Origin of the sequence: Streptomyces niphimycinicus, from assembly GCF_018883605.1 — a bacterium.
Classification (GTDB): Bacteria; Actinomycetota; Actinomycetes; order Streptomycetales; family Streptomycetaceae; genus Streptomyces; species Streptomyces niphimycinicus.
The window spans coordinates 15,177-33,429 of record NZ_JAHLEM010000235.1 but is presented as its reverse complement, the minus strand read 5'-3'; the positions used below and the strand labels follow the sequence as shown (position 1 = coordinate 33,429).

Here is an 18,253-nt window from a genome sequence, read left to right as displayed (position 1 = left end):
GGGAGCGCACCGCGCCGGCCGCTGCCGCACCGCGGCCGGGTGCCGCCGTGGCCACGGCGCCGACCTGGCCCGGTCGTTGGGCGGGACGCCAGCGTTGGCGCCCTCCTGACACCACGCTTAGCGTGGACATCAGACAGCGGTCTTCACGAGACGGTCCGACGCGGCGATGTGCCGGACCACCCCTGGTGCGGGAGGTCGGGAATGGACTCCGTCTCCTTCCTTCTGGTGGCCGTCGTCCTCACGGCACTGGCCTTCGACTTCACCAACGGCTTCCACGACACCGCCAATTCGATGGCCACGTCCATTGCCACGGGGGCGCTGTCGCCCCGGATCGCCGTCGGCGTCGCCGCGGTGCTCAATCTGGCCGGGGCCTTTCTCTCCACGGAAGTGGCCAAGACGATCTCCAATGGCATCGTCGACGACGCCAAGGTCTCCCCGGTCATGATTTTCGCGGGGCTGATCGGGGCGATCCTGTGGAATCTGATCACCTGGCTGGCCGGGCTGCCGTCGAGTTCCTCGCATGCCCTGTTCGGCGGGCTGATCGGCGCGGTGTGGGTGGGCGCCGGGGAATCCGCGGTGCGCTTCACCGCGATCGTGGAGAAGATCCTGGTTCCGGCGGTCGCCTCACCGATAGTGGCCTGTGCGGTGGCCATGCTGGCGACCTATCTCGCCTACGTGATCACCCGCCGGGTGGCCGCCCCCGCGGCACGCAAGGGCTTCCGCGCGGGCCAGGTGGGATCCGCGTCCCTGGTGGCCCTCGCCCACGGCACCAACGACGCGCAGAAGACGATGGGGGTCATCACGCTCACCCTCATCTCCGGCGGTGTGCTCACCCACGGCTCCGGGCCCCCGTGGTGGGTGGTGCTCGCCGCGGGCCTGGCGATCTCGCTCGGCACCTATATCGGCGGGTGGCGGATCATCCGGACCATGGGGAAGGGGCTGACCGACATCCAGCCCCCGCAGGGCTTCGCCGCCGAGACCAGCGCCACCGCGGTGATCCTGGCCTCGTCACATCTGGGCTTCCCCCTGTCCACCACCCAGGTGTGCACGGGCAGCATCCTGGGGGCCGGGCTCGGCCGCAGGCTGGCCCATGTGCGCTGGGGGATCGCCGGGCGGATCGCCGTGTCCTGGCTGCTGACCCTGCCCGCGGCGGCGGCCGTGGGAGGTGTCGCGGCCTGGGTGGCGGGCCGGGGCAACGCGGGGGTGGCCCTGGTGGCCGGCATCGCCATGGCCGCGGCGGCGGGCTTCTACGCCCTCTCGCGCCGTCGCCCGGTGAACCCGGACAACGTGAACGAGGCGGGCCTCCCCGAGCCCGCCGAGCGCGCCCTGGACCGGACCGTCTGACCCGGATCCGACCGCCGTTGAGGAGCTGATCCGTATGGGCACCACCTGGGGCACCATCGGCGGGGTCTTCGGGGTCAGCCTCGGGGTCACCGTCCTGGTGGTCGTGATGTTCTCCCTCGGCGTCGCCGCCTGGACCCGCGCCGGTGGCGGCGTGCCGCGCCACGGGGCGCGGCACGGTCGTTCGGACACGGTGGCGGCGGGCGCGGCGGTGGTGTGTTTCGCCGCGTGCCTGGCGATCGCCGCCTATGGAATCGACCTGATCATTCCCGGCTGAGCCCGCTTGCGACAATGGAGTCACCGAGCACCGCCCGCATCGCGGTGCTCTTGTCCACGCGGGAGACCACGCACGGTGTCACATCCGACCGAAACCCCCTCCTCCGGCCCGGCCGCCGCGGACCGTACCGCCCTGCGGGCCGACTGCGGCAACTGCTTCGGGCTGTGCTGTGTCGCCCTGCCCTTCGCCGCCTCCGCGGACTTCGCGATCGGCAAGAGCGCGGGGGAGCCCTGCCGTAACCTCCGGTCCGACTTCCGCTGCGGTATCCACTCCCGGCTGCGGGAAGAGGGCTTCAAGGGCTGCACGGTCTACGACTGCTTCGGCGCCGGGCAGAAGGTCTCCCAGCTCACCTTCGAGGGCCGTGACTGGCGTCGGCATCCCGGGACGGCGTCCGAGATGTTCGCCGTCCTTCCCACCATGCGCCACCTCCATGAACTGCTCTGGTACCTCACCGAGGCGCTGACCCTGCCGGCCGCCCGGCCCGTCCACGGCGCGGTGCGCCGGGCGCTGGGGGAGACGGAGCGCCTCACCCGCGCAAGCGCCTCCGAGCTGATGGAGCTCGACGTGGCGGCCCACCGCGACCGGGTCAATGAGCTGCTGCTGCGGACGAGCGAGCTGATACGGGCCCGGATCCCGGGCAAGAAGAAGAACCGCAGGGGAGCCGATCTCATCGGCGCCGATCTGAGGGGAGCCGATCTGCGGGGTGCCAACCTCCGCGGGGCCCTGCTCATCGCGGCGGACCTCACCCGAGCCGATCTGACGGCGGCCGATCTGATCGGGGCCGACTTCCGCGACGCCGACCTGAGCGCGGCCGACCTCCGGGGCGCCATCTTCCTCACCCAGGCCCAGCTCGCCGCGGCCAAGGGCGACGCCGCCACCCGGCTGCCGCCGTCCCTCACCCGCCCCGCGCACTGGTGATCCCCTCCTCGCCACCGTGCGGTATGCGAGCCTGACTGCCATGTCCGACACCGTCGACGCGCCCGTGATCCGTAGCGATGAACCCGGATCGTTCGCCCGGAGTGTGCTGGCCGAGCGCCATCCCGCACTGATCGAGAAGGTGCGCGACGCCTTCCCGTACGGTCCCGAGCAGCACCGCGCCCTCGACGCGCTGCGCGACAACGCCGCCGAGGGCGCCATCACCCCGCTCCCGTCCACCGCGTACGACCACGACCGGTGGGCGGAGTGGGGCCGGGAGTACTTCGGCCGGTCCTGGTTCGACGTGCCGTTCCTGTGGGCCGAGAGCTACTTCTACCGCCTGCTCCTGGAGGCGGTGGGCTACTTCGCCGACGGGCCCTGGCGGGGCGTCGACCCGTTCCGCCCCTTCAAACAGGCCGAGCTGCACACCCCCGAGGCCGAGGCCGAACTGGCCACCCTCGACGACATCCTGCGCAAGCCCGCGGGGGAGCAGGCCGACGCGCTGGTGCACGGCTCGCTGTGGGGCAACCGCGCGGACCTGGGCTTCCGTATCTCCTCCTCGGCCGCGGAGGCGAGCGGCGCCGATACCCCGCCGCTGGTCGCGGACGACTCCGAGGCGCTGTGGTCCCTGCTGCCCACCGGCTCCCCGGCCACGCTGTGCCTGGTGGCGGACAACGCCGGGCGGGAGCTGCTCCCCGACCTCGTCCTCATCGACCATGTGCTCCACCACGGGCGCGCCGAGCGGGTGGTGCTTCAGGTGAAGCCGTATCCGTACTACGTCTCCGACGCCACCACCGAGGATGTCGTGGACTGTCTGCGCCGTCTGGTGCGGGCGGAGGGCGCCGCGGCCAGGGCCGGCAGGCGGCTCTGGGCCGCCATGGGCGACGGGCGGCTCGTCGTGCGGGCGCATGACTTCTTCCGGGCCCCGCTGCCGTACGAGGAGATACCGGGCGAGCTGCGGAGTCAGTTCGCCGAGGCCACGCTCACCGTCTTCAAGGGCGATCTGAACTACCGTCGCCTGGTCGGCGACCGGCTGTGGCCCCCGACCACCTCCTTCGCCGACCGCACCGCGTACTTCCCCGGCCCGGTGGCCGCGCTGCGCACCCTGAAGTCGGATGTCATCGTCGGCCTCGGCGAGCGGACCGTGGCCGCGCTGGACGCGGATGAGGACCACTGGCGCACCAGCGGCGCCCACGCCCTGATCCAGGTACGGCGGTGAGGCGCGCGCTCCCCTCGACCCGGAGGGCCGAGGGGAGCGCGGTGGGCCGGTGACCGTGGTCGTCGGCCCCTGCCCCTGCGTCAGCCGCCGAGGTGGTTGATGCAGTTGCTGCCGATGTTCATGTCACCGCTCGGGCCGAGGCCGCTGATGGAGGAGGTGTGGCCGGTGGACGTGTTGCACTCGTTGCTCTGGAAGATGAAGCTGGAGAGGTTGACGCTGGTGGAGCTGTCGAAGCCTCCGTCGTCGCCGCCCGCGGCCGCGGTGCCGGTGCCGAGGAGCGCAAGGGTGCCTGCGGTCGCGGCCACCAGGGCGGCCTTCTTCGCGATCTGCATGGATTCCTCCGTGTCGGGTCGCAGATACAAATAAATCTGACGGTCCGATTTAACGAAGGAAGCCCGGGGGAAGTCGGGTAAGCGCACCGGAGAGTGGCCCGTTCGGCGTACCGAGCCATCGGGCCGGAACGGCCGAGCTCCTCCCGCCCCGGAGGAGCGGGAGGAGCTCGGTGAGCCGGTGACGGTGGTCATCGGCCACTGCTCCGGCGTCAGCCGCCGATGATGTTGGCGCAGGTGCTGCCGATCTTCATCTCACCCGTCGGAGCGCCGACGGCGCTGGAGAGGGTGGTGCCGGTGGACGTGTTGCAGTGGTTGCTCTGGAAGATGAAGCTGCTGACGTCGAGGCTGGTGGGAGCGCCGGCGTTTCTGTCGGAGCCGCCGCCGTACCCGCCGCCCGCGGCCGCGGTGCCGGTGCCGAGGAGCGCAAGGGTGCCTGCGGTCGCGGCCACCAGGGCGGCCTTCTTCGCGATCTGCATGGATTCCTCCGTGTCGGGTCGCAGATACAAATAAATCTGACGGTCCGATTTAACGAAGGAAGCCCGGGGGAAGTCGGGTAAGCGCACCGGAGAGTGGCCCGTTCGGCGTACCGAGCCATCGGGCCGGAACGGCCGAGCTCCTCCCGCCCCGGAGGAGCGGGAGGAGCTCGGTGAGCCGGTGACGGTGGTCATCGGCCACTGCTCCGGCGTCAGCCGCCGATGATGTTGGCGCAGGTGCTGCCGATCTTCATCTCACCCGTCGGAGCGCCGACGGCGCTGGAGAGGGTGGTGCCGGTGGACGTGTTGCAGTGGTTGCTCTGGAAGATGAAGCTGCTGACGTCGAGGCTGGTGGGAGCGCCGGCGTTTCTGTCGGAGCCGCCGCCGTACCCGCCGCCCGCGGCCGCGGTGCCGGTGCCGAGGAGCGCAAGGGCGCCTGCGGTCGCGGCCACCAGGGCGGCCTTCTTCGCGATCTGCATGGATTCCTCCGTGTTGGGTCGCAGAGCGAGATATCTGACCATCAGATTTAACGGAGAAATACACGGAAAAGTCGGGTAAGCGCACCGTGGAGTGCCCCGCACGGCGTACGCCATCCCCTCCGTGCCGGTCGGTCCTCGCGGGGATGTCCGACCCGGATGGCAGGATCACCGCCGCACGCCGTCCGCCCCCAGGAAAGTGAGCCCCGCATGGTGCCGTCCCCCCGTGAACTCGCCGATCTGCCCTTCGCCGACCATCTGCGGCCGTTCGACGGGGCCTTGGCGGAAGGGGGTGACTACGACACCGTTCATCTGGACGGCGAGGCGTTCGACGGGGCCGTATGTGACCACGCCCGGTTCCTCGAATCCGCGTTCTCCTCGGTCACCTTCACCGGGGGCCGTGGTCGCGGGGCCCGGTTCAACGAGGTGTGGCTGGACGGGGTGCGGTGGGTCGGCACCGATCTGGCGGACACCGACTGGCAGGACAGTGAGCTGGGCGGCTGTGTACTGGCCGGTCTCGAGATGTTCTCGGCGCGGCTGCACCGGGTGGTCTTCCACCGGTGCAAGCTCGAATCGGTGAATCTGCGCACCGCCACGCTGCGGAACGTCACCTTCGTGGACTGTCTGCTGCGCGATGTCGACCTCGGCGGTGCGGGGCTCGAGGAGGTGGCCTTTCCGGGGTCCGCGCTGGAGGGCGTGCGGTTCGGCAAGGCGCGGATGGCGAAGGTCGATCTGCGGGGGGCCACCCGGCTGGAGATCGCCGATGGCTATGACGCGCTGGGCGGCGCCACCATCGGCAGCGGCCAGTTGATGGAGCTGGCGCCGATGCTCGCCGACGCCTTGGGGATCACGGTACGGGACGGCGGGGCCGCCCGGTGAGCGTTCCACGTTCCACCGGTCACGGCAGATGGGACGTGGGACGCCGAGCCGTGACCGGCGGTGGCCGAAGGCACCGTCACTGGGGGATCAGCCAGGGCTGCTGCGGCAGCGGGCTCCCCGTCTCGATCAGCGACTTCAGGTTGGACAGCGCCGCGGCCCAGCCACCGGCCGCCGCGGTCCGCTCGGCCTCGTCGGCCAGGTTCTCATGGGTCACGGTGAGCCGGACGATGTCGCCGTGCGGCTGGATGTCGAAGGTGACCCGGGAGGGCTCGGCGGCGGCATCCGCGTCGGGCGCGGCCCAGGTGGTCACCAGCCGGGTGGGCGGTGAGCTCTCCACGACCGTGCCGACGACATCGGCGGTGCCGGAGCCGTCCGTCCGCTGATGCTCCCACGGGGAGCCGACCTGCCAGTCCGACACATTGCTGTGGCCCCAGTACTCGGCCGTGAGGTCGGCGTCGGTCAGCGCGTGCCAGACCTTCTCCGGTGTGCGCTCGATATAGATGACGTACACGAACGCCGGCTTGTCGGTCATCGCTTCCAGACGATTACCCGCATGTCAATGCGGGCGGTGTGACGGCCCCCGGTTCTCCGTGATGGCGCGCTATCGCCTGCGGATCGCGCCGCGGATGAACGCCGCCTGCCCGGCGTGCTCCAGATCGTCCCCGATCACGCTGACCAGCCGGACGCCGAGGGTCACCGCCGGGGTCCACCGCTCGTCCACGATCCGGTCGAGGTCGGAGTCGCGGAGGCCGCGCACGAAGGCCAGCGTGTTCTCGTGGACGGCGTCGTAGTACCCGGCGAGCAGATCGGCGTCCGCCCGCACCGCCGCCACGTCCTTGCTCCGGTGGCCGTAGCCGGTGGCGTCCGGCGGGAACGGCAGGCCGAACCGCTCGGCCCAGCCCTCGGACGTCCACAGTTGCTCGGTGCCCGCCGCATCGGCGATGTGGTCGTCCTGGACCCGGGTCAGATGCCACACCAGCCAGGCGATCGAATTGGCCCCGCTGTCGAGCCGTACCGCCAGCTCGTCCTCGGAGAGTCCGTCCACGGCCGCCTGCACCTCCTCGCGCACCCGCTCAAAGGCGTCGGCCAGCAGATCGGCGCTGTTCATTCACGGCTCCCTCGCTCGTGGTTACCTTCCGGCCATGGTTTCACCTCGCGGCGCGGGCCGAGGGGCGCCGACTCGCCGGGACGCGGCTCACACGGGCGGGACGAGGGTGAAGTAGCGGTCGAGCACCGCCTGGTCGCCCGTGACCTTGTCGAGCCGGTCCGCGGGAAGCCGCTGCCACAGGAACAGCATCAGGTCCGACGCGGTCCCGGCCAGCTCGACATCGCGGAACGCCTCGCCGGTCTCATCGTCCGCGGCGCCCGTGGTGAGCCGCACTTCGTCGCCGTCGAAGCGGACCGTCCACCGGTCCGGACCGTCGGTCCGGCGGAACCGGAACCGCTCGCCGGCCCCGGGAGGGGCCTCCCGCCACGCCCGCCGGGCCGGGGCCATCACCTCGAAGGTCTGGGCCACGGCGTCCGCCGCGAGGCCGGGCTCGACCGGCCGGGCCCGCGCGCCGACCGCCTGCTCGGCGTCCCAGCGGTGCAGGGCCGCCTCGATGGTCTGCATCCGCAGCCAGAATCCCACGGTTCGCTCCGCCGACCAGGTCCACACCGCAAGGCCCGGATCCTCGCTCCGGAACAGGGCCTCGAGCCGGGCGGCCCCCTCGGCGAACCAGTCGACGAGGCTCACCGGCACCGGGCCATGATGCGGCCCGCCCGTGGGCGCCGGCCAGCCCTCGCGGTCCTCGGGAAGCTCGAAGAGGGTGGCGTCCGTGGTGTCCGGCTGCCGGCTGAGCCGGTCCCGGATGACACGGGCGACCAGGCGATGCACCCCGCCCAGATGCAGCACCAGGTCCGACATCGTCCAGCCGGGGCAGGAGGGGACCAGCGGCGCGTCCGCCCCGTCGGCGGCGCCGCGGGCCGCCTGCTCGAACGCCGCGACCTCACGGTGAAAATGGTCTGAATAGTCCATGGCCGCACTCTGCCAGGCCGGAGCGACCCCTGCCATACCCCGCCCGGCCCGAGGCCCTGTTCGACCAGGTGTCCCGGCCATGGTGTGAACCGCTGACGACCCCTATCGTGAAATGCCATGACAGCCCAACTGCGCCTCCGCTCAGCAAGGTTGGCCGCGACCGCCACGGTCACCGCCGTGCTCCTCGCCGGATGCGGCGGCTCCGAGGAGGAGTCCGGGGCCCGGGGCGGGCCGGAGAAGAAGACGATCACGGTCGCCGGACTGCCGCTCGCCGATGTGGCCGCGCTGCACATCGCCATCGACCGGGGGCTCTTCGAGAAGGAGGGGCTGAACGTCCGCGTCCAGCCCGTCCAGCAGAGCGTCCAGGCGCTGCCCGCACTCGCCCACGGCCAGGTGGACGTCATCGGCGGGGCCAACTTCGTGACGTTCCTCCAGGCCCGCGAGAAGGGCACGCTGGCCACCCGGGTGCTGGCCGAGGGCGCGCGCAACGCCCCGCACATGATGGAGGTGCTGGTGCCCTCCGACTCCACGATCAAGGGGCCGCGGGACCTCAAGGGCAAGAAGGTCGCGGTCAATATCCTCAACAACATCCAGTCGCTCACCCTCAACGCCGTCCTCGGCAAGGCCGGGGCCGGGCTGCCCGAGTACCGGCAGGTGCCGTTCCCGCAGATGGGCTCGGTGCTGGAGCGGGGCCAAGTGGACGCGGTGCACGCCGCCGAGCCGTTCGTCACCGCACTCAAACGCGAGCTGAAGGCCCGTACGGTGGTCGACGGCAACGCGGCGCCCACCGCCGGACTGCCGCTCAGCGGCTATGTCACCACCGACACGTTCATCGACAAGTACCCGAAGTCCGCCGCCGCGTTCCAGCGCGCCATCACCGCCGCCCAGGCCGTCGCCGCCAAGGACCGTGGCGCCGTGGAGAAGGCGCTGCCCGGCTATACGAAGATCAAGCCGGCGGAGGCCGCCGCCATCGGCCTGCCCGACTACCCGGCCACCTCCAGCGCCGCCCAACTCAAGCGGCTCATCTCCCTGATGCGGGCGCAGAAGCTGCTCACCAAGGACCTGGACCCCGCCGCCGTCCTCTACCAGCCCGCCGAGTGAGCCCCCCGACGGCCGGGCGGAAGCGCACCGGGCGGGCCAGGGACGCGCTGCTCGGCGCCGTGGGCGTGCTCGTGGCCTTCGCCGCCTGCGAGGCCCTCAGCCGCTCCGGGATGGTGCGGCGCACGTTCCTGCCGCCCGCCTCCGAGGTGCTGGTACGGGCCGTCGAACTCGGCGGCGACACCGCCTTCCTGAACGGCGTCGGCGCCACCCTCGAGGCATGGGCCACCGGGCTCGCCCTGGCCTGCGCCCTCGCGATCCCCCTCGGGCTGCTGCTGGGCAGTGTGCCGGCGGCGGGGCAGGCCGCGCGGGTGCTGATCGAGTTCCTGCGCCCGGTGCCGTCGGTGGCCCTGATCCCGCTGGTGTCACTGCTGCTCGGCGCCGGCGGCGAGACGACCATCGCCCTCGTCACCTACGCCAGTGTCTGGCCCGTACTGTTCAACACCGTCTACGGGCTGGGCGAGACCGATCCGCTGGCCAAGGACACACTGCGCGCCTTCGGCTTCGGGCGGCTCGCCGTCCTGCTGCGGGCAGGTCTGCCGTCGGCCGCCCCGTTCATCGCCGCCGGGGTGCGCATCGCGGCGGCCACCGCCCTGATCCTCGCCGTGGCGAGCGAGATCCTCGCCGGATTCGGCGAGGGTCTTGGCATCTTCATCGCCCAGGCGGGCATGGCCACCGACGGCACCCGAGATGTGCTGGCCGGAGTGGTGTGGGCGGGGGCGCTCGGCCTCGTCGTCAATCTGGCGCTCACCGCGGTCGAACGGCGGTTGTTCCCCTGGGCGCCCGAACACCGCGGGAGCGGCACATGACCGCTTCGGCCACGCTCCACACCGTCCGGCGGCTGCCCCGGACGCTCGCGCTGCGCCTCGGCGTACCGGTGGTGGCGGTGGTGCTGTGGCAGCTCGCCGCCCGGGCCCACGGCAGTGTGTTCTTCCCGACCCCCGCCCGGATCGTCGAGCACGGCTATCACCTGTGGTTCTCCGGTCCCGCCGGACGGGCGTTCCTCACCGACGCGGCGGTCCGCGATCTGCTGCCCAGCCTCGGCCGGGTGCTCGCCGGATTCGCCCTCGCCGCGGCCGGTGGCATCGTGCTGGGGCTCGCCCTGGGCCGCTCGCGCACCGTGTACGCGCTGTGCGACCCGGTGCTGCAATTCGCCCGCGCAGTGCCGCCGCCCGCGCTGGTGCCGGTCTTCGTCGTCGTCTTCGACCTCGGTACGCCGATGCAGCTCGCCTCGATCGTCTTCGGCGCCATCTGGCCGGTACTGATCAACACGGCCGAGGGGGTCCGCGGCATCGACCCGCTGCGGCTGGACGTCGCCGCCACCGTGCGGATGCGGCCCGCCGAGCGGATCGTGCTGCTGTATCTGCCCGCCGCGCTTCCGCGTATCTTCGCCGGGCTGCGGCTGAGCCTGTCGCTCTCGCTGATCCTGATGGTGTTCTCGGAGCTGCTGCCCGGCACCGCCGACGGCATGGGCTTCCAGCTCACCGACGCCCAGACCCGCTCCGATCTGCTCACCGTATGGGCGGTGATGGTACTGCTCGGCGCGCTCGGCCATCTGCTCAACAGTGTGCTGCTCACCGTCGAACGCCTGGCTCTGGGCAGACACCATGCCGCGCACCGCTCCTGACGACCCGTACGCAGGACCCGCCCCCGCACCCAGCCGAGGAGGTGGCCCCATGGCCGCGCCCCCCGCCCACCCACCGACCACCACGGTCCGCGAGGCGGTGCTGGCACTGTGCCGCGCCACCGGTATGACGACCGTCTTCGGCAACCCCGGCTCCACCGAACTGCGGATGTTCCGCGACTGGCCCGAGGACTTCCGCTATGTGCTCGGACTTCAGGAGTCGACCGCCGTCGCCATGGCCGCGGGCCACGCCCTGGGCACCGGGCGGGCGGCGCTGGTCAGCCTGCACTCCGCCGGGGGCGTCGGCCACTCCCTGGGCGCGGTGTTCAACGCCTACCGGGACCGGGTGCCGGTGGTGATCATCGCGGGCCAGCAGTCCCGTGCGCTGCTCCCGCTGCGGCCCTTCCTCGGCGCCGACGAACCGGCCCAATTCCCGCGCCCCTACGTGAAGTTCAGCAGGCAGCCGGAGCGGGCCGCCGATGTGCCCGCCGCGCTCGCCGAGGCCCACCGCGTCGCCATGAGCCACCCCCGGGGCCCGGTCTTCCTCTCCGTACCGGAGGACGACTGGGACCGCCCCGCCGAGCCGGTCGCCCCGCGCACCGTCCACGGCGGCTACACCGCCGACCCCGGCGCGCTGGCCGGTCTCGCCCGCGCGCTCGACGTGGCGGCCCGCCCCGCGCTGGTCGCAGGGCCCGGAGTGGACGACGAGCACGCCGTACCCGAAGTGGCCGAACTGGCCGAGCGGCTGCGGGCCGCGGTGTGGATCAGCCCGCTCTCCGGACGCTCCGGCTTCGACGAACGCCACCCGCTCTTCCAGGGCTTTCTGCCGCCCGTCGCCGACCAGTTGGCGGAGCGGCTGGCACCCTACGATGTGGTGGTCGCGCTCGGGGCCCCGCTGTTCACCTACCACGTGCACACCGGGGGCCCGCCGCTCGCCGACGGCACCGCGCTGTACCACCTCGACTGCGATCCCGCGCAGGCCGCGTGGCTGCCCGTGGGCACCAGCATCGTCACCACCCTCCGCCCCGCGCTGCGCACCCTCACCGATCTCGTCCGGCCCTCCGATCGGCCCGCGCCGGCGGTGCGGCCCGCCCCCGAGCCGCTGCCCGCCCCGGCCGAGGAGATCTCGCCCGAGCTGGTGATGGAGCTGCTCCGCGAGCGGCTGCCCCGGGACACCGTCCTGGTGGAGGAGACCCCCAGCCACCGCGACGCCCTCCACGCCCGCCTCCCCATCAGCGGCGCGGGCCGCTTCCTCACCACCGGCAGCGGCGCGCTGGGCTGGGGGCTGCCACTCGCGGTCGGACGCGCCCTCGCGGACGGCGAACGGGTGGTGTGCGTGGTCGGCGACGGCTCGGCGCTCTACTCGGTGCAGGCCCTGTGGACCGCGGCCCGGCACCGCGCCCCGGTGACCTACCTCCTGCTCGACAACGGCGGCTACGGCGCGGTCAAGGCGCTGGGCCGCCGCATCGGCATCACCCCCGTGCCGGGCACCGAGATCGGCGGTATCGACTTCGCCGCCCTCGCCGGTTCCTTCGGCTGCCCGGCCGACCGGGTGGAGCGGCCCGACGATCTTCCCAAGGCCCTCGACCGGGCCCTCGCCCTCGGTCGCGACGACGGCCCGCTGCTGCTCCAGATCCGGGTCCCCGCCGACGACTCCCCGGCGTACGAGCCATGGGCCCGGTGAGGCGGACATGCTGCGGATCGACCACCTCGGCCACCGCTACGACGACGGCCCTGATGTTCTCCAGGACATCGAACTCACGGTCCCAGAAGGGCAGTTGGTCACCCTGGTCGGGCCTTCCGGCTGCGGCAAGTCCACTTTGCTGCGCTGTGTCGCGGGCCTCGTCCGCCCCTCCGCCGGGCGGATCACCCTGGACGGGGAGGTGGTGGACGGCGTCCCGGACCGGCTCGGTGTCGTCTTCCAGGACTACAGCCGCTCCCTCTTCCCCTGGCTGACGGTGCGGGAGAACGTGGCCCTTCCGCTGCGGCGGCGCGGACTGCCCCGCGCGCAGCGCCATGCGGCGGCGGTGGCCATGCTGGAGCAGGTGGGCCTGGCCGACGCCGCCCGCCGCCACCCCTGGCAGTTGTCGGGCGGAATGCAGCAGCGCGTCGCCCTCGCCCGCGCCCTGGCCGCCCGGCCCGCGCTGCTGCTGATGGACGAGCCGTTCGGGGCACTGGACGCCCAGACGCGGGAGGATCTGGAGGATCTGCTGCTGCGGCTGCACCGCGCCCAGGGGATGACGACTGTGCTGGTCACCCATGACATCGACGAAAGTGTCTACGTGGCCGACCGGGTGGTGGTGCTGGCCCCGGGCCCGGGCCGGGTGCGGGCGGATCTGCCGGTGGCGCTGCCCGCCGACCGCGACCAGATCGCCACCCGGGGGCTGCCCGAGTTCATCGCACTGCGGACGGAGGTGGGGCGCGCGGTGCGCCAGGGCACGGCCACGCCCCCACCTCGTCCCCTCGGACACCTCTGACGCGTCTAGCGCCCCTGCCGCAACGTCAGCCAGTCCACGGCGGCAACCCGGTGGCCACCCGTGGCGACGAGATAGACATCATGGGAGCCGGTCACCGTACGGGGGAGGCGCACCGAACGCTCCCGCCACTCGTCCGTGCCACCGGTCCCGCGCACCGGAAGCGTGGCCGCCACCGGTCCGTCCGGAGAGTCCAGGCGCAGCCGCAGGGCGCAGTCCCCGCAGCCGCCGGACGCCAGCCGCACCGTCAGCGTGTCCGCGCCCGCACCGAACCGCACACCCTGGAAGCCGATGGCGTCCCCCTGCCCGAGGACCGAGGTGGCCGCCTTGCCGCGCTCGGCGCCGCGGACCACCTCGGCGCGCTCCGCCTGCAAGGTGGCGGCCGCGTCGGGGCCGTCGGCGTAGAGCCGGATCTCGTTCACCGCCCAGGGGTTCTCGCCCGGCGCCGTCAGCTCGATCCGCAGATAGCGGGCGGTGTGCTGCGGGAAGACCGCGTCCTGGGTGAAGGAGCGGCCACTGACCCGGGCCACCGGCGTGCCCCAGTGGTCACCGTCACGGCTGACCGAGACGGTGAAGCCATAAGGGTGCCCGGTGGCGTCCATCCCCGCGTCGATCGCCATCCGGCCGAAGGTCTTCGCGGTGCCCAGATCCACGGTGAGCGACTGGCCGGAGGACTGCGGAGCACTCCCCTTCCACTGGGTGGTCTGGACCCCGTCGACGGCGGCCGAGGCATCGGCGCCACCCGAGGCCGTCGCCTTCCAGCCGTCGTTGCGGACCCGGGTCTCGCAGCCCGGCAGCCGGCAGCCGGACGACCAGATGGGCGCCCCGTATTCATACGCGCCCTGGTCCGGCCCGTCGCCCCGGACCTCGCCGGTCACCCCGTCCACGGTCTCACCCGCGTCGATGGCGGGAGAGCCCGCGCGCGGCCACAGCTCGCCGTTGCGCGCGTCGGTGTAGCGCGGATCCGTGGGCGGCAGCAGGTTGTTCCGTACCACCGGGGCCGGATCGCCGGGGCCGGAGATCTCCATCGGCCCGAGCGCCACGTCATTGCTCACATATGTGCCCGTGGCGTCGGTCGCCCCGCTCAGCCGTACGGCGGTGGTCACCCCGAGCCCGTAGGAGGAGTGGTGGTCGCGGTTGCCGAGGCTGACCCCGCTGTGGCCGTTGTAGAAGGTGCCACGGGAGCCGGTGTTGTACGCCACGTTGTGGTGCAGCAGGAACTGGCTGGAGGAGTTGTCGATGTAGTAGCCGACCTGGCCGTCCGCGTCATGGACGGTGTTGTGGTCGACGCTGGTGCCCTTGGCGTCCAGGTTGCAGCACACATAGAACGGGCTGCCGTCACGTGAGGTGCGCATCGCCTCGGAGAGGTCGTTGTAGGCGATCCGGTTGTCGTGGAAGGGCACGCCGTTCAGTTGCCAGGCGGTGTCGATGCTCGCCCGGCCGGTGCGCCGGATGGTGTTGTGGGTGACGGTCTGGCCGCTGCCGTTGATCTCGATACCGGGGGTGTAGCTGCCCATCCAGCCGACGTCGTGGATGTAGTTGCCGGTGACGGTGTTGCCGTTGCCGCGCAGCAGCACCCCCGTACCGGCGGAGTAGCCGATGTCGCTGTCGCGCAGGGTGTTGCCGTTGCCGAGGATCTGGACACCGGAGTTGAGCACCCGCGAGGCGACGATGTGTCCCTCGCCGGGCGGGATGGCCAACTCGTCGTCGCGCGGCATGGGGAGCGTGGAGAACTCCGAGATGTAGCGCGCCCGCATTCCCTCGACCAGCACACCGGTGCTGTCCGCGCCGGTGCGCAGCGAGGTGCCCCACAGGTCGAGGCCGCGCACGGTGACATGCGAGCTGTGCGAGAGGTCCACGCCCCAGCTCTCGTGTTTCGCGGTCACGGTGTGGCCCGTGACACCGCCCTTGGGCGGGACCAGATACAGGCGGCCCGCGTCCTTGTCGTAGTACCACTCACCGGGCTGGTCGAGCGTGGCCTTGGCGCCCACCAGGTAGTAGTTGCGGTAGTTCTGGTCGCCCATGCACAGCGGGGTGCAGCGGTAGTTGCCACCGGTGAAGTCCAGCGCACCGTCCTTGGTGGCGGTCACCGTGCCGGTCTGCTGGCTCCACGGGTTGGATCCGGCCCACAGATGGACGGTGGCGCCGGTGAAGTCGCCGGCCGGCAAATCCGGGTCGTCGATGTGCTGATCGGTGGAGGAGCGCTCGGCCACCGCCCAGGACGGATTGAGCGGATCGGGGCCGGAGTTGGGCCAGCGGCCCTCCATGGCGCGTTCGCCGTCCAGGAACAGCGCGTTCTCGCTGCGGTCGAGCGGAAGGTCCACATCGGCGGCCACCAGACCGCCGCCCGCGTCCCGCCAGCCGGTGACGGTCCTCGTCCCGTCCACCGTGACCGCGCCGTCGCCGTACGCGGCGAGCGTGATCGGGGCGTCCTTGGTGCCCGAGGGCGGGGCGACGCGCTCCTGGTAGCGGCCGCGGTGGATCAGACAGGTGTCCCCGGGCCGGACCTGTTCGGTGCAGCGGCCGATGGTGCGGAACGGATGGAGCGAGCTGCCGCTGTCGCGGTCGGCGCCCCAGGTGGCGACGTGAAACGTGCGCCCCTGGTGCCGTCCTTCGGCCGATGCGGCGCCCGGCAGCGCGGTCAGGACCGCCGCTGCGGCGGCGACCACGGATATGCGCCTGAGCGCGGATCTCATCTACAGCCTCCCCGGTTGGGATTCGACCGCAACGTAGAAGAAACATCGGATGAGGTCAACGGTTGGGGAGGGAATGGCTGGAGGTGTGGCCGAGAGATCAGGGAAGATTTCGCGCTTAGTTGAATCTATCGTCCCAAAGAGAGTCGATGACAGATCCGATGTCTCGGTAGGTTGCTTGTTTAATTCGCGTGTTTTAAAGTGGCGGCGGAAGCCGCTCACCGGAACGATCGGGACGGGAGGCGGTGGTGGCCGAAGCACGCACTGTCCGCTCCACCGGGACCCGCGAAGCCATCATGGCCGCCGCGGAACGGCTCTACGCCGAGCACGGCCTGGTCGCGGTGTCGAACCGTCAGATCGGCGAGGCGGCCGGACAGGGCAATGTCGCCGCGGTCGGCTATCACTTCGGCACCCGGGCGGATCTGGTGCGCGCCATCATGGGCAAGCACTCCGCGGCGATCGAGCGGATCCGGCAGCGGATGCTGGAGGAGACCCGCGGCAGCCGGGAGGTCCGGGACTGGGTCGCCTGCCTGGTGCGCCCCGCCCCCGAGCATCTGGCCACCCTCGGCCTCCCCTCCTGGTACGCCCGGTTCGCCGTCCAGGTGATGACCGATCCCCTGCTGCGGGCGATCGTCACCGACGAGGCCCTCACCCGGGAACCGCTGCGCGAGACCCTCTACGGCCTGGGCCGCTGCCTGGACGCACTGCCCGCCGAAGTGCGGGCCGAACGCGGCGACATGGCCCGCCAGTTGATCACCCACACCTGTGCCGAACGGGAGCGCGCCCTCGCCGAGGGGACCAGTACCCGCCAGCCGTCCTGGGATGACACGGCCGGTGCGCTGACCGACGCCATCACCGGCCTGCTCCTCGCCCCCGTCACCCCCCGTTCCCCAGCCAAGGAGGCCCGGACCACCCCATGACCACCTCGCCCGTGACCGGCGACGCGCCGGCCGAGATCCCCGCCTTCCCCCAGCCGCGCGCCGCGGCCTGCCCCTTCGACCCGTCCCCGGAGCTGCGCGGCCTGGCCCAGTGGGGCCCGCTGACCCGGGTCCGGTCCTGGAACGACAGCACCCCCTGGGTGGTGACCGGCCACGCCGAGCAGAAGACCCTGCTCTCCGACCCCCGGCTCAGCGCCGACTTCTCCCACCCCGGCTTTCCGAGCCCCGTCCCGCATACGGGCGGCAAGCGGGAGGCCACCGACCTCAGCTTCGTCGGTATGGACGATCCGGAACACGCCCGGCTGCGCCGCATGGTCAGCGGCGCCTTCACCATCAAGCGGGTCGAGGCGATGCGCCCCGTCGTCCAGGAGATGGTGGACGACTTCATCACCCGCATGCTGGCCGGGCCGAAACCGGCCGATCTGGTCCAGGCGCTCGCACTGCCGCTTCCCTCGCTGGTGATCTCCGAGATGCTGGGCGTCCCGTACGAGGACCACGCGTTCTTCCAGACGAACAGTAAGGTCCTCGTCTCCGCCGTGGCCACGCCCGAGGAGCGGAGCGCCGCGCACACCAACCTCTATGAGTACCTGGACCAGTTGGTGGCGGAGAAGCTCGCCGAACCGGGTGACGATCTGCTCTCCGGCCTCGGCCGGCAGATCGCGGCGGGCGAGCTGACCCGCCGCGAGGCCGCCGCGATGGGCGTGCTGCTGCTCCTCGGCGGACACGAGACCACCGCCAACATGATCACCATGGGGACGCTGCTGCTGCTCCAGCACCCCGAACAGCTCGCCCGTGTCCGCGAGGCCGACGACCCCAAGGTGATCGCCTCCGCGGTGGAGGAACTCCTGCGCTACCTCAGCGTCGTCCACCTCGGACGCCGCCGGACGGCGCTGGAGGACATCGAGATCGCCGACCGGACCATCCGGGCCGGTGAGGGAGTGATCCTCCTGGGCGAACTGGCCAACCGGGACGCGGCCGTCTTCCCCGAACCGGATCGGCTGGACATCGGCCGGGACGCCCGCCACCACCAGGCGTTCGGCCTGGGCACCCATCACTGCCTCGGCCAGCCGCTGGCCCGGATGGAACTCCAGGTGGTCTACCCCACCCTCCTGCGCCGCGTCCCCACCCTGCGGATGGCCACGGACCTGGCGGACATCCCCTTCAAGTACGACGCGGTGATCTACGGAGTCTACGAACTCCCCGTCACCTGGTAGCCGCCCCGGCGCCGGGCCTACGCAGCGGCGGAACGGCCGGGACCTCCGGCGCGGTGCCGATGTCCTCGGGCGTCAGCATGAACTCCTCGGGGTAGGCGTCGCGCCGGATGCGCCGGGCGGGCTCGCTGGTGCGCCACATGTACAGGCACCGCCCGCACTGGAGCACCTCCCAGACGCCGGGGACGGGGGAGCCGGTGATGTGCTCGATCGCCTCGTGGGCGCAGCGCGGGCACAGGGGAGTGGTGTCGGACATCCGAAGTCCTTCCGTGGTGTGAGGTGGCGC

General features: G+C 71.9%; 19 protein-coding genes and 1 pseudogene. 12 read left to right on the top strand and 8 right to left on the bottom strand.

Going from position 1 to position 18,253, the window contains the following annotated elements:
- The first annotated feature begins 201 nt into the window (after positions 1-201).
- The 4 genes from KN815_RS21585 to KN815_RS21570 all read left to right on the top strand — a co-directional run bounded on the left by KN815_RS21585 (position 202) and on the right by KN815_RS21570 (position 3,752).
- Entirely contained in the window at positions 202-1,344 is a 1,143-nt protein-coding gene (locus tag KN815_RS21585; protein WP_216343588.1) for an inorganic phosphate transporter, read from the top strand.
- Positions 1,345-1,378: 34 nt separating this feature from the next.
- Positions 1,379-1,618 carry a hypothetical protein gene (locus KN815_RS21580; protein ID WP_216343587.1) on the top strand — a complete coding sequence of 80 codons (240 nt, stop codon included), beginning with the start codon at positions 1,379-1,381 and terminating at the stop codon, positions 1,616-1,618.
- A 75-nt stretch (positions 1,619-1,693) separates the two neighbouring features.
- Positions 1,694-2,536 carry a pentapeptide repeat-containing protein gene (locus tag KN815_RS21575; protein WP_216343586.1) on the top strand — a complete coding sequence of 281 codons (843 nt, stop codon included), beginning with the start codon at positions 1,694-1,696 and terminating at the stop codon, positions 2,534-2,536.
- A gap of 40 nt (positions 2,537-2,576) precedes the next feature.
- The gene (locus tag KN815_RS21570) at positions 2,577-3,752 is read left to right on the top strand and encodes a damage-control phosphatase ARMT1 family protein (protein WP_216343585.1); all 1,176 of its coding nucleotides are present in this window, start codon (positions 2,577-2,579) and stop codon (positions 3,750-3,752) included.
- A gap of 80 nt (positions 3,753-3,832) precedes the next feature.
- On the opposite strand, the gene KN815_RS21565 is transcribed toward KN815_RS21570, so the two are convergent.
- The 3 genes from KN815_RS21565 to KN815_RS21555 all read right to left on the bottom strand — a co-directional run bounded on the left by KN815_RS21565 (position 3,833) and on the right by KN815_RS21555 (position 5,036).
- Positions 3,833-4,084 (bottom strand): hypothetical protein, encoded by a 252-nt coding sequence (locus KN815_RS21565; RefSeq protein ID WP_216343584.1) that lies wholly within the window; start codon positions 4,082-4,084, stop codon positions 3,833-3,835.
- Between the two features lie 209 nt (positions 4,085-4,293).
- On the bottom strand, positions 4,294-4,560 hold the full coding sequence (locus KN815_RS21560) for a hypothetical protein (protein ID WP_216343583.1): 267 nt from the start codon (positions 4,558-4,560) through the stop codon (positions 4,294-4,296).
- Between the two features lie 209 nt (positions 4,561-4,769).
- Positions 4,770-5,036 carry a hypothetical protein gene (locus KN815_RS21555; RefSeq protein WP_216343582.1) on the bottom strand — a complete coding sequence of 89 codons (267 nt, stop codon included), beginning with the start codon at positions 5,034-5,036 and terminating at the stop codon, positions 4,770-4,772.
- A gap of 207 nt (positions 5,037-5,243) precedes the next feature.
- Between KN815_RS21555 and KN815_RS21550 the strand changes: the two genes are divergently transcribed.
- The gene (locus tag KN815_RS21550; protein ID WP_216343581.1) at positions 5,244-5,912 is read left to right on the top strand and encodes a pentapeptide repeat-containing protein; all 669 of its coding nucleotides are present in this window, start codon (positions 5,244-5,246) and stop codon (positions 5,910-5,912) included.
- 76 nt (positions 5,913-5,988) lie between these two features.
- On the opposite strand, the pseudogene KN815_RS21545 reads toward KN815_RS21550, so the two are convergent.
- From KN815_RS21545 to KN815_RS21535, 3 genes and pseudogenes are all read right to left on the bottom strand, one after another.
- Positions 5,989-6,450 (bottom strand): annotated as a pseudogene (locus KN815_RS21545) (SRPBCC family protein); the annotation flags it as partial.
- Between the two features lie 63 nt (positions 6,451-6,513).
- Positions 6,514-7,020: a mycothiol transferase gene (locus KN815_RS21540; protein WP_119984420.1), complete on the bottom strand. Its 507-nt coding sequence runs from the start codon at positions 7,018-7,020 to the stop codon at positions 6,514-6,516.
- A gap of 87 nt (positions 7,021-7,107) precedes the next feature.
- Positions 7,108-7,929, bottom strand: a complete 822-nt coding sequence (locus KN815_RS21535; protein WP_216343579.1) for a maleylpyruvate isomerase family mycothiol-dependent enzyme — start codon at positions 7,927-7,929, stop codon at positions 7,108-7,110.
- Between the two features lie 117 nt (positions 7,930-8,046).
- Here KN815_RS21535 and KN815_RS21530 point away from each other — a divergent pair, with 117 nt between their 5' ends.
- From KN815_RS21530 to KN815_RS21510, 5 genes are read left to right on the top strand one after another with little or no spacing between them, the layout of a single operon-like run.
- The gene (locus KN815_RS21530) at positions 8,047-9,030 is read left to right on the top strand and encodes an ABC transporter substrate-binding protein (RefSeq protein WP_216343578.1); all 984 of its coding nucleotides are present in this window, start codon (positions 8,047-8,049) and stop codon (positions 9,028-9,030) included.
- Complete coding sequence (locus KN815_RS21525) at positions 9,027-9,836, top strand: ABC transporter permease (protein ID WP_216343577.1); 810 nt, start codon at positions 9,027-9,029, stop codon at positions 9,834-9,836. Before KN815_RS21530 ends, KN815_RS21525 begins: the two co-directional genes overlap by 4 nt.
- A complete protein-coding gene (locus KN815_RS21520; protein ID WP_216343576.1) occupies positions 9,833-10,654 on the top strand; it encodes an ABC transporter permease in 822 nt (273 codons plus the stop codon). Before KN815_RS21525 ends, KN815_RS21520 begins: the two co-directional genes overlap by 4 nt.
- A gap of 49 nt (positions 10,655-10,703) precedes the next feature.
- Positions 10,704-12,335 (top strand): benzoylformate decarboxylase, encoded by a 1,632-nt coding sequence (gene mdlC / locus KN815_RS21515; protein ID WP_216343575.1) that lies wholly within the window; start codon positions 10,704-10,706, stop codon positions 12,333-12,335.
- Positions 12,336-12,342: 7 nt separating this feature from the next.
- On the top strand, positions 12,343-13,128 hold the full coding sequence (locus tag KN815_RS21510; RefSeq protein ID WP_216343574.1) for an ABC transporter ATP-binding protein: 786 nt from the start codon (positions 12,343-12,345) through the stop codon (positions 13,126-13,128).
- Between the two features lie 5 nt (positions 13,129-13,133).
- On the opposite strand, the gene KN815_RS21505 is transcribed toward KN815_RS21510, so the two are convergent.
- On the bottom strand, positions 13,134-15,821 hold the full coding sequence (locus tag KN815_RS21505) for a carbohydrate-binding protein (protein ID WP_216343573.1): 2,688 nt from the start codon (positions 15,819-15,821) through the stop codon (positions 13,134-13,136).
- A 293-nt stretch (positions 15,822-16,114) separates the two neighbouring features.
- On the opposite strand from KN815_RS21505, the gene KN815_RS21500 reads away from it, so the two are divergent.
- Positions 16,115-16,738, top strand: a complete 624-nt coding sequence (locus KN815_RS21500; RefSeq protein WP_253209149.1) for a TetR/AcrR family transcriptional regulator — start codon at positions 16,115-16,117, stop codon at positions 16,736-16,738.
- Positions 16,735-17,970 carry a cytochrome P450 gene (locus tag KN815_RS21495; RefSeq protein WP_216343571.1) on the top strand — a complete coding sequence of 412 codons (1,236 nt, stop codon included), beginning with the start codon at positions 16,735-16,737 and terminating at the stop codon, positions 17,968-17,970. Before KN815_RS21500 ends, KN815_RS21495 begins: the two co-directional genes overlap by 4 nt.
- On the opposite strand, the gene KN815_RS21490 is transcribed toward KN815_RS21495, so the two are convergent.
- Positions 17,960-18,223, bottom strand: a complete 264-nt coding sequence (locus KN815_RS21490; RefSeq protein ID WP_216343570.1) for a non-oxidative hydroxyarylic acid decarboxylases subunit D — start codon at positions 18,221-18,223, stop codon at positions 17,960-17,962. The two genes, KN815_RS21495 and KN815_RS21490, sit on opposite strands and share 11 nt — an antisense overlap.
- Between the last annotated feature and the right edge of the window lie 30 nt (positions 18,224-18,253).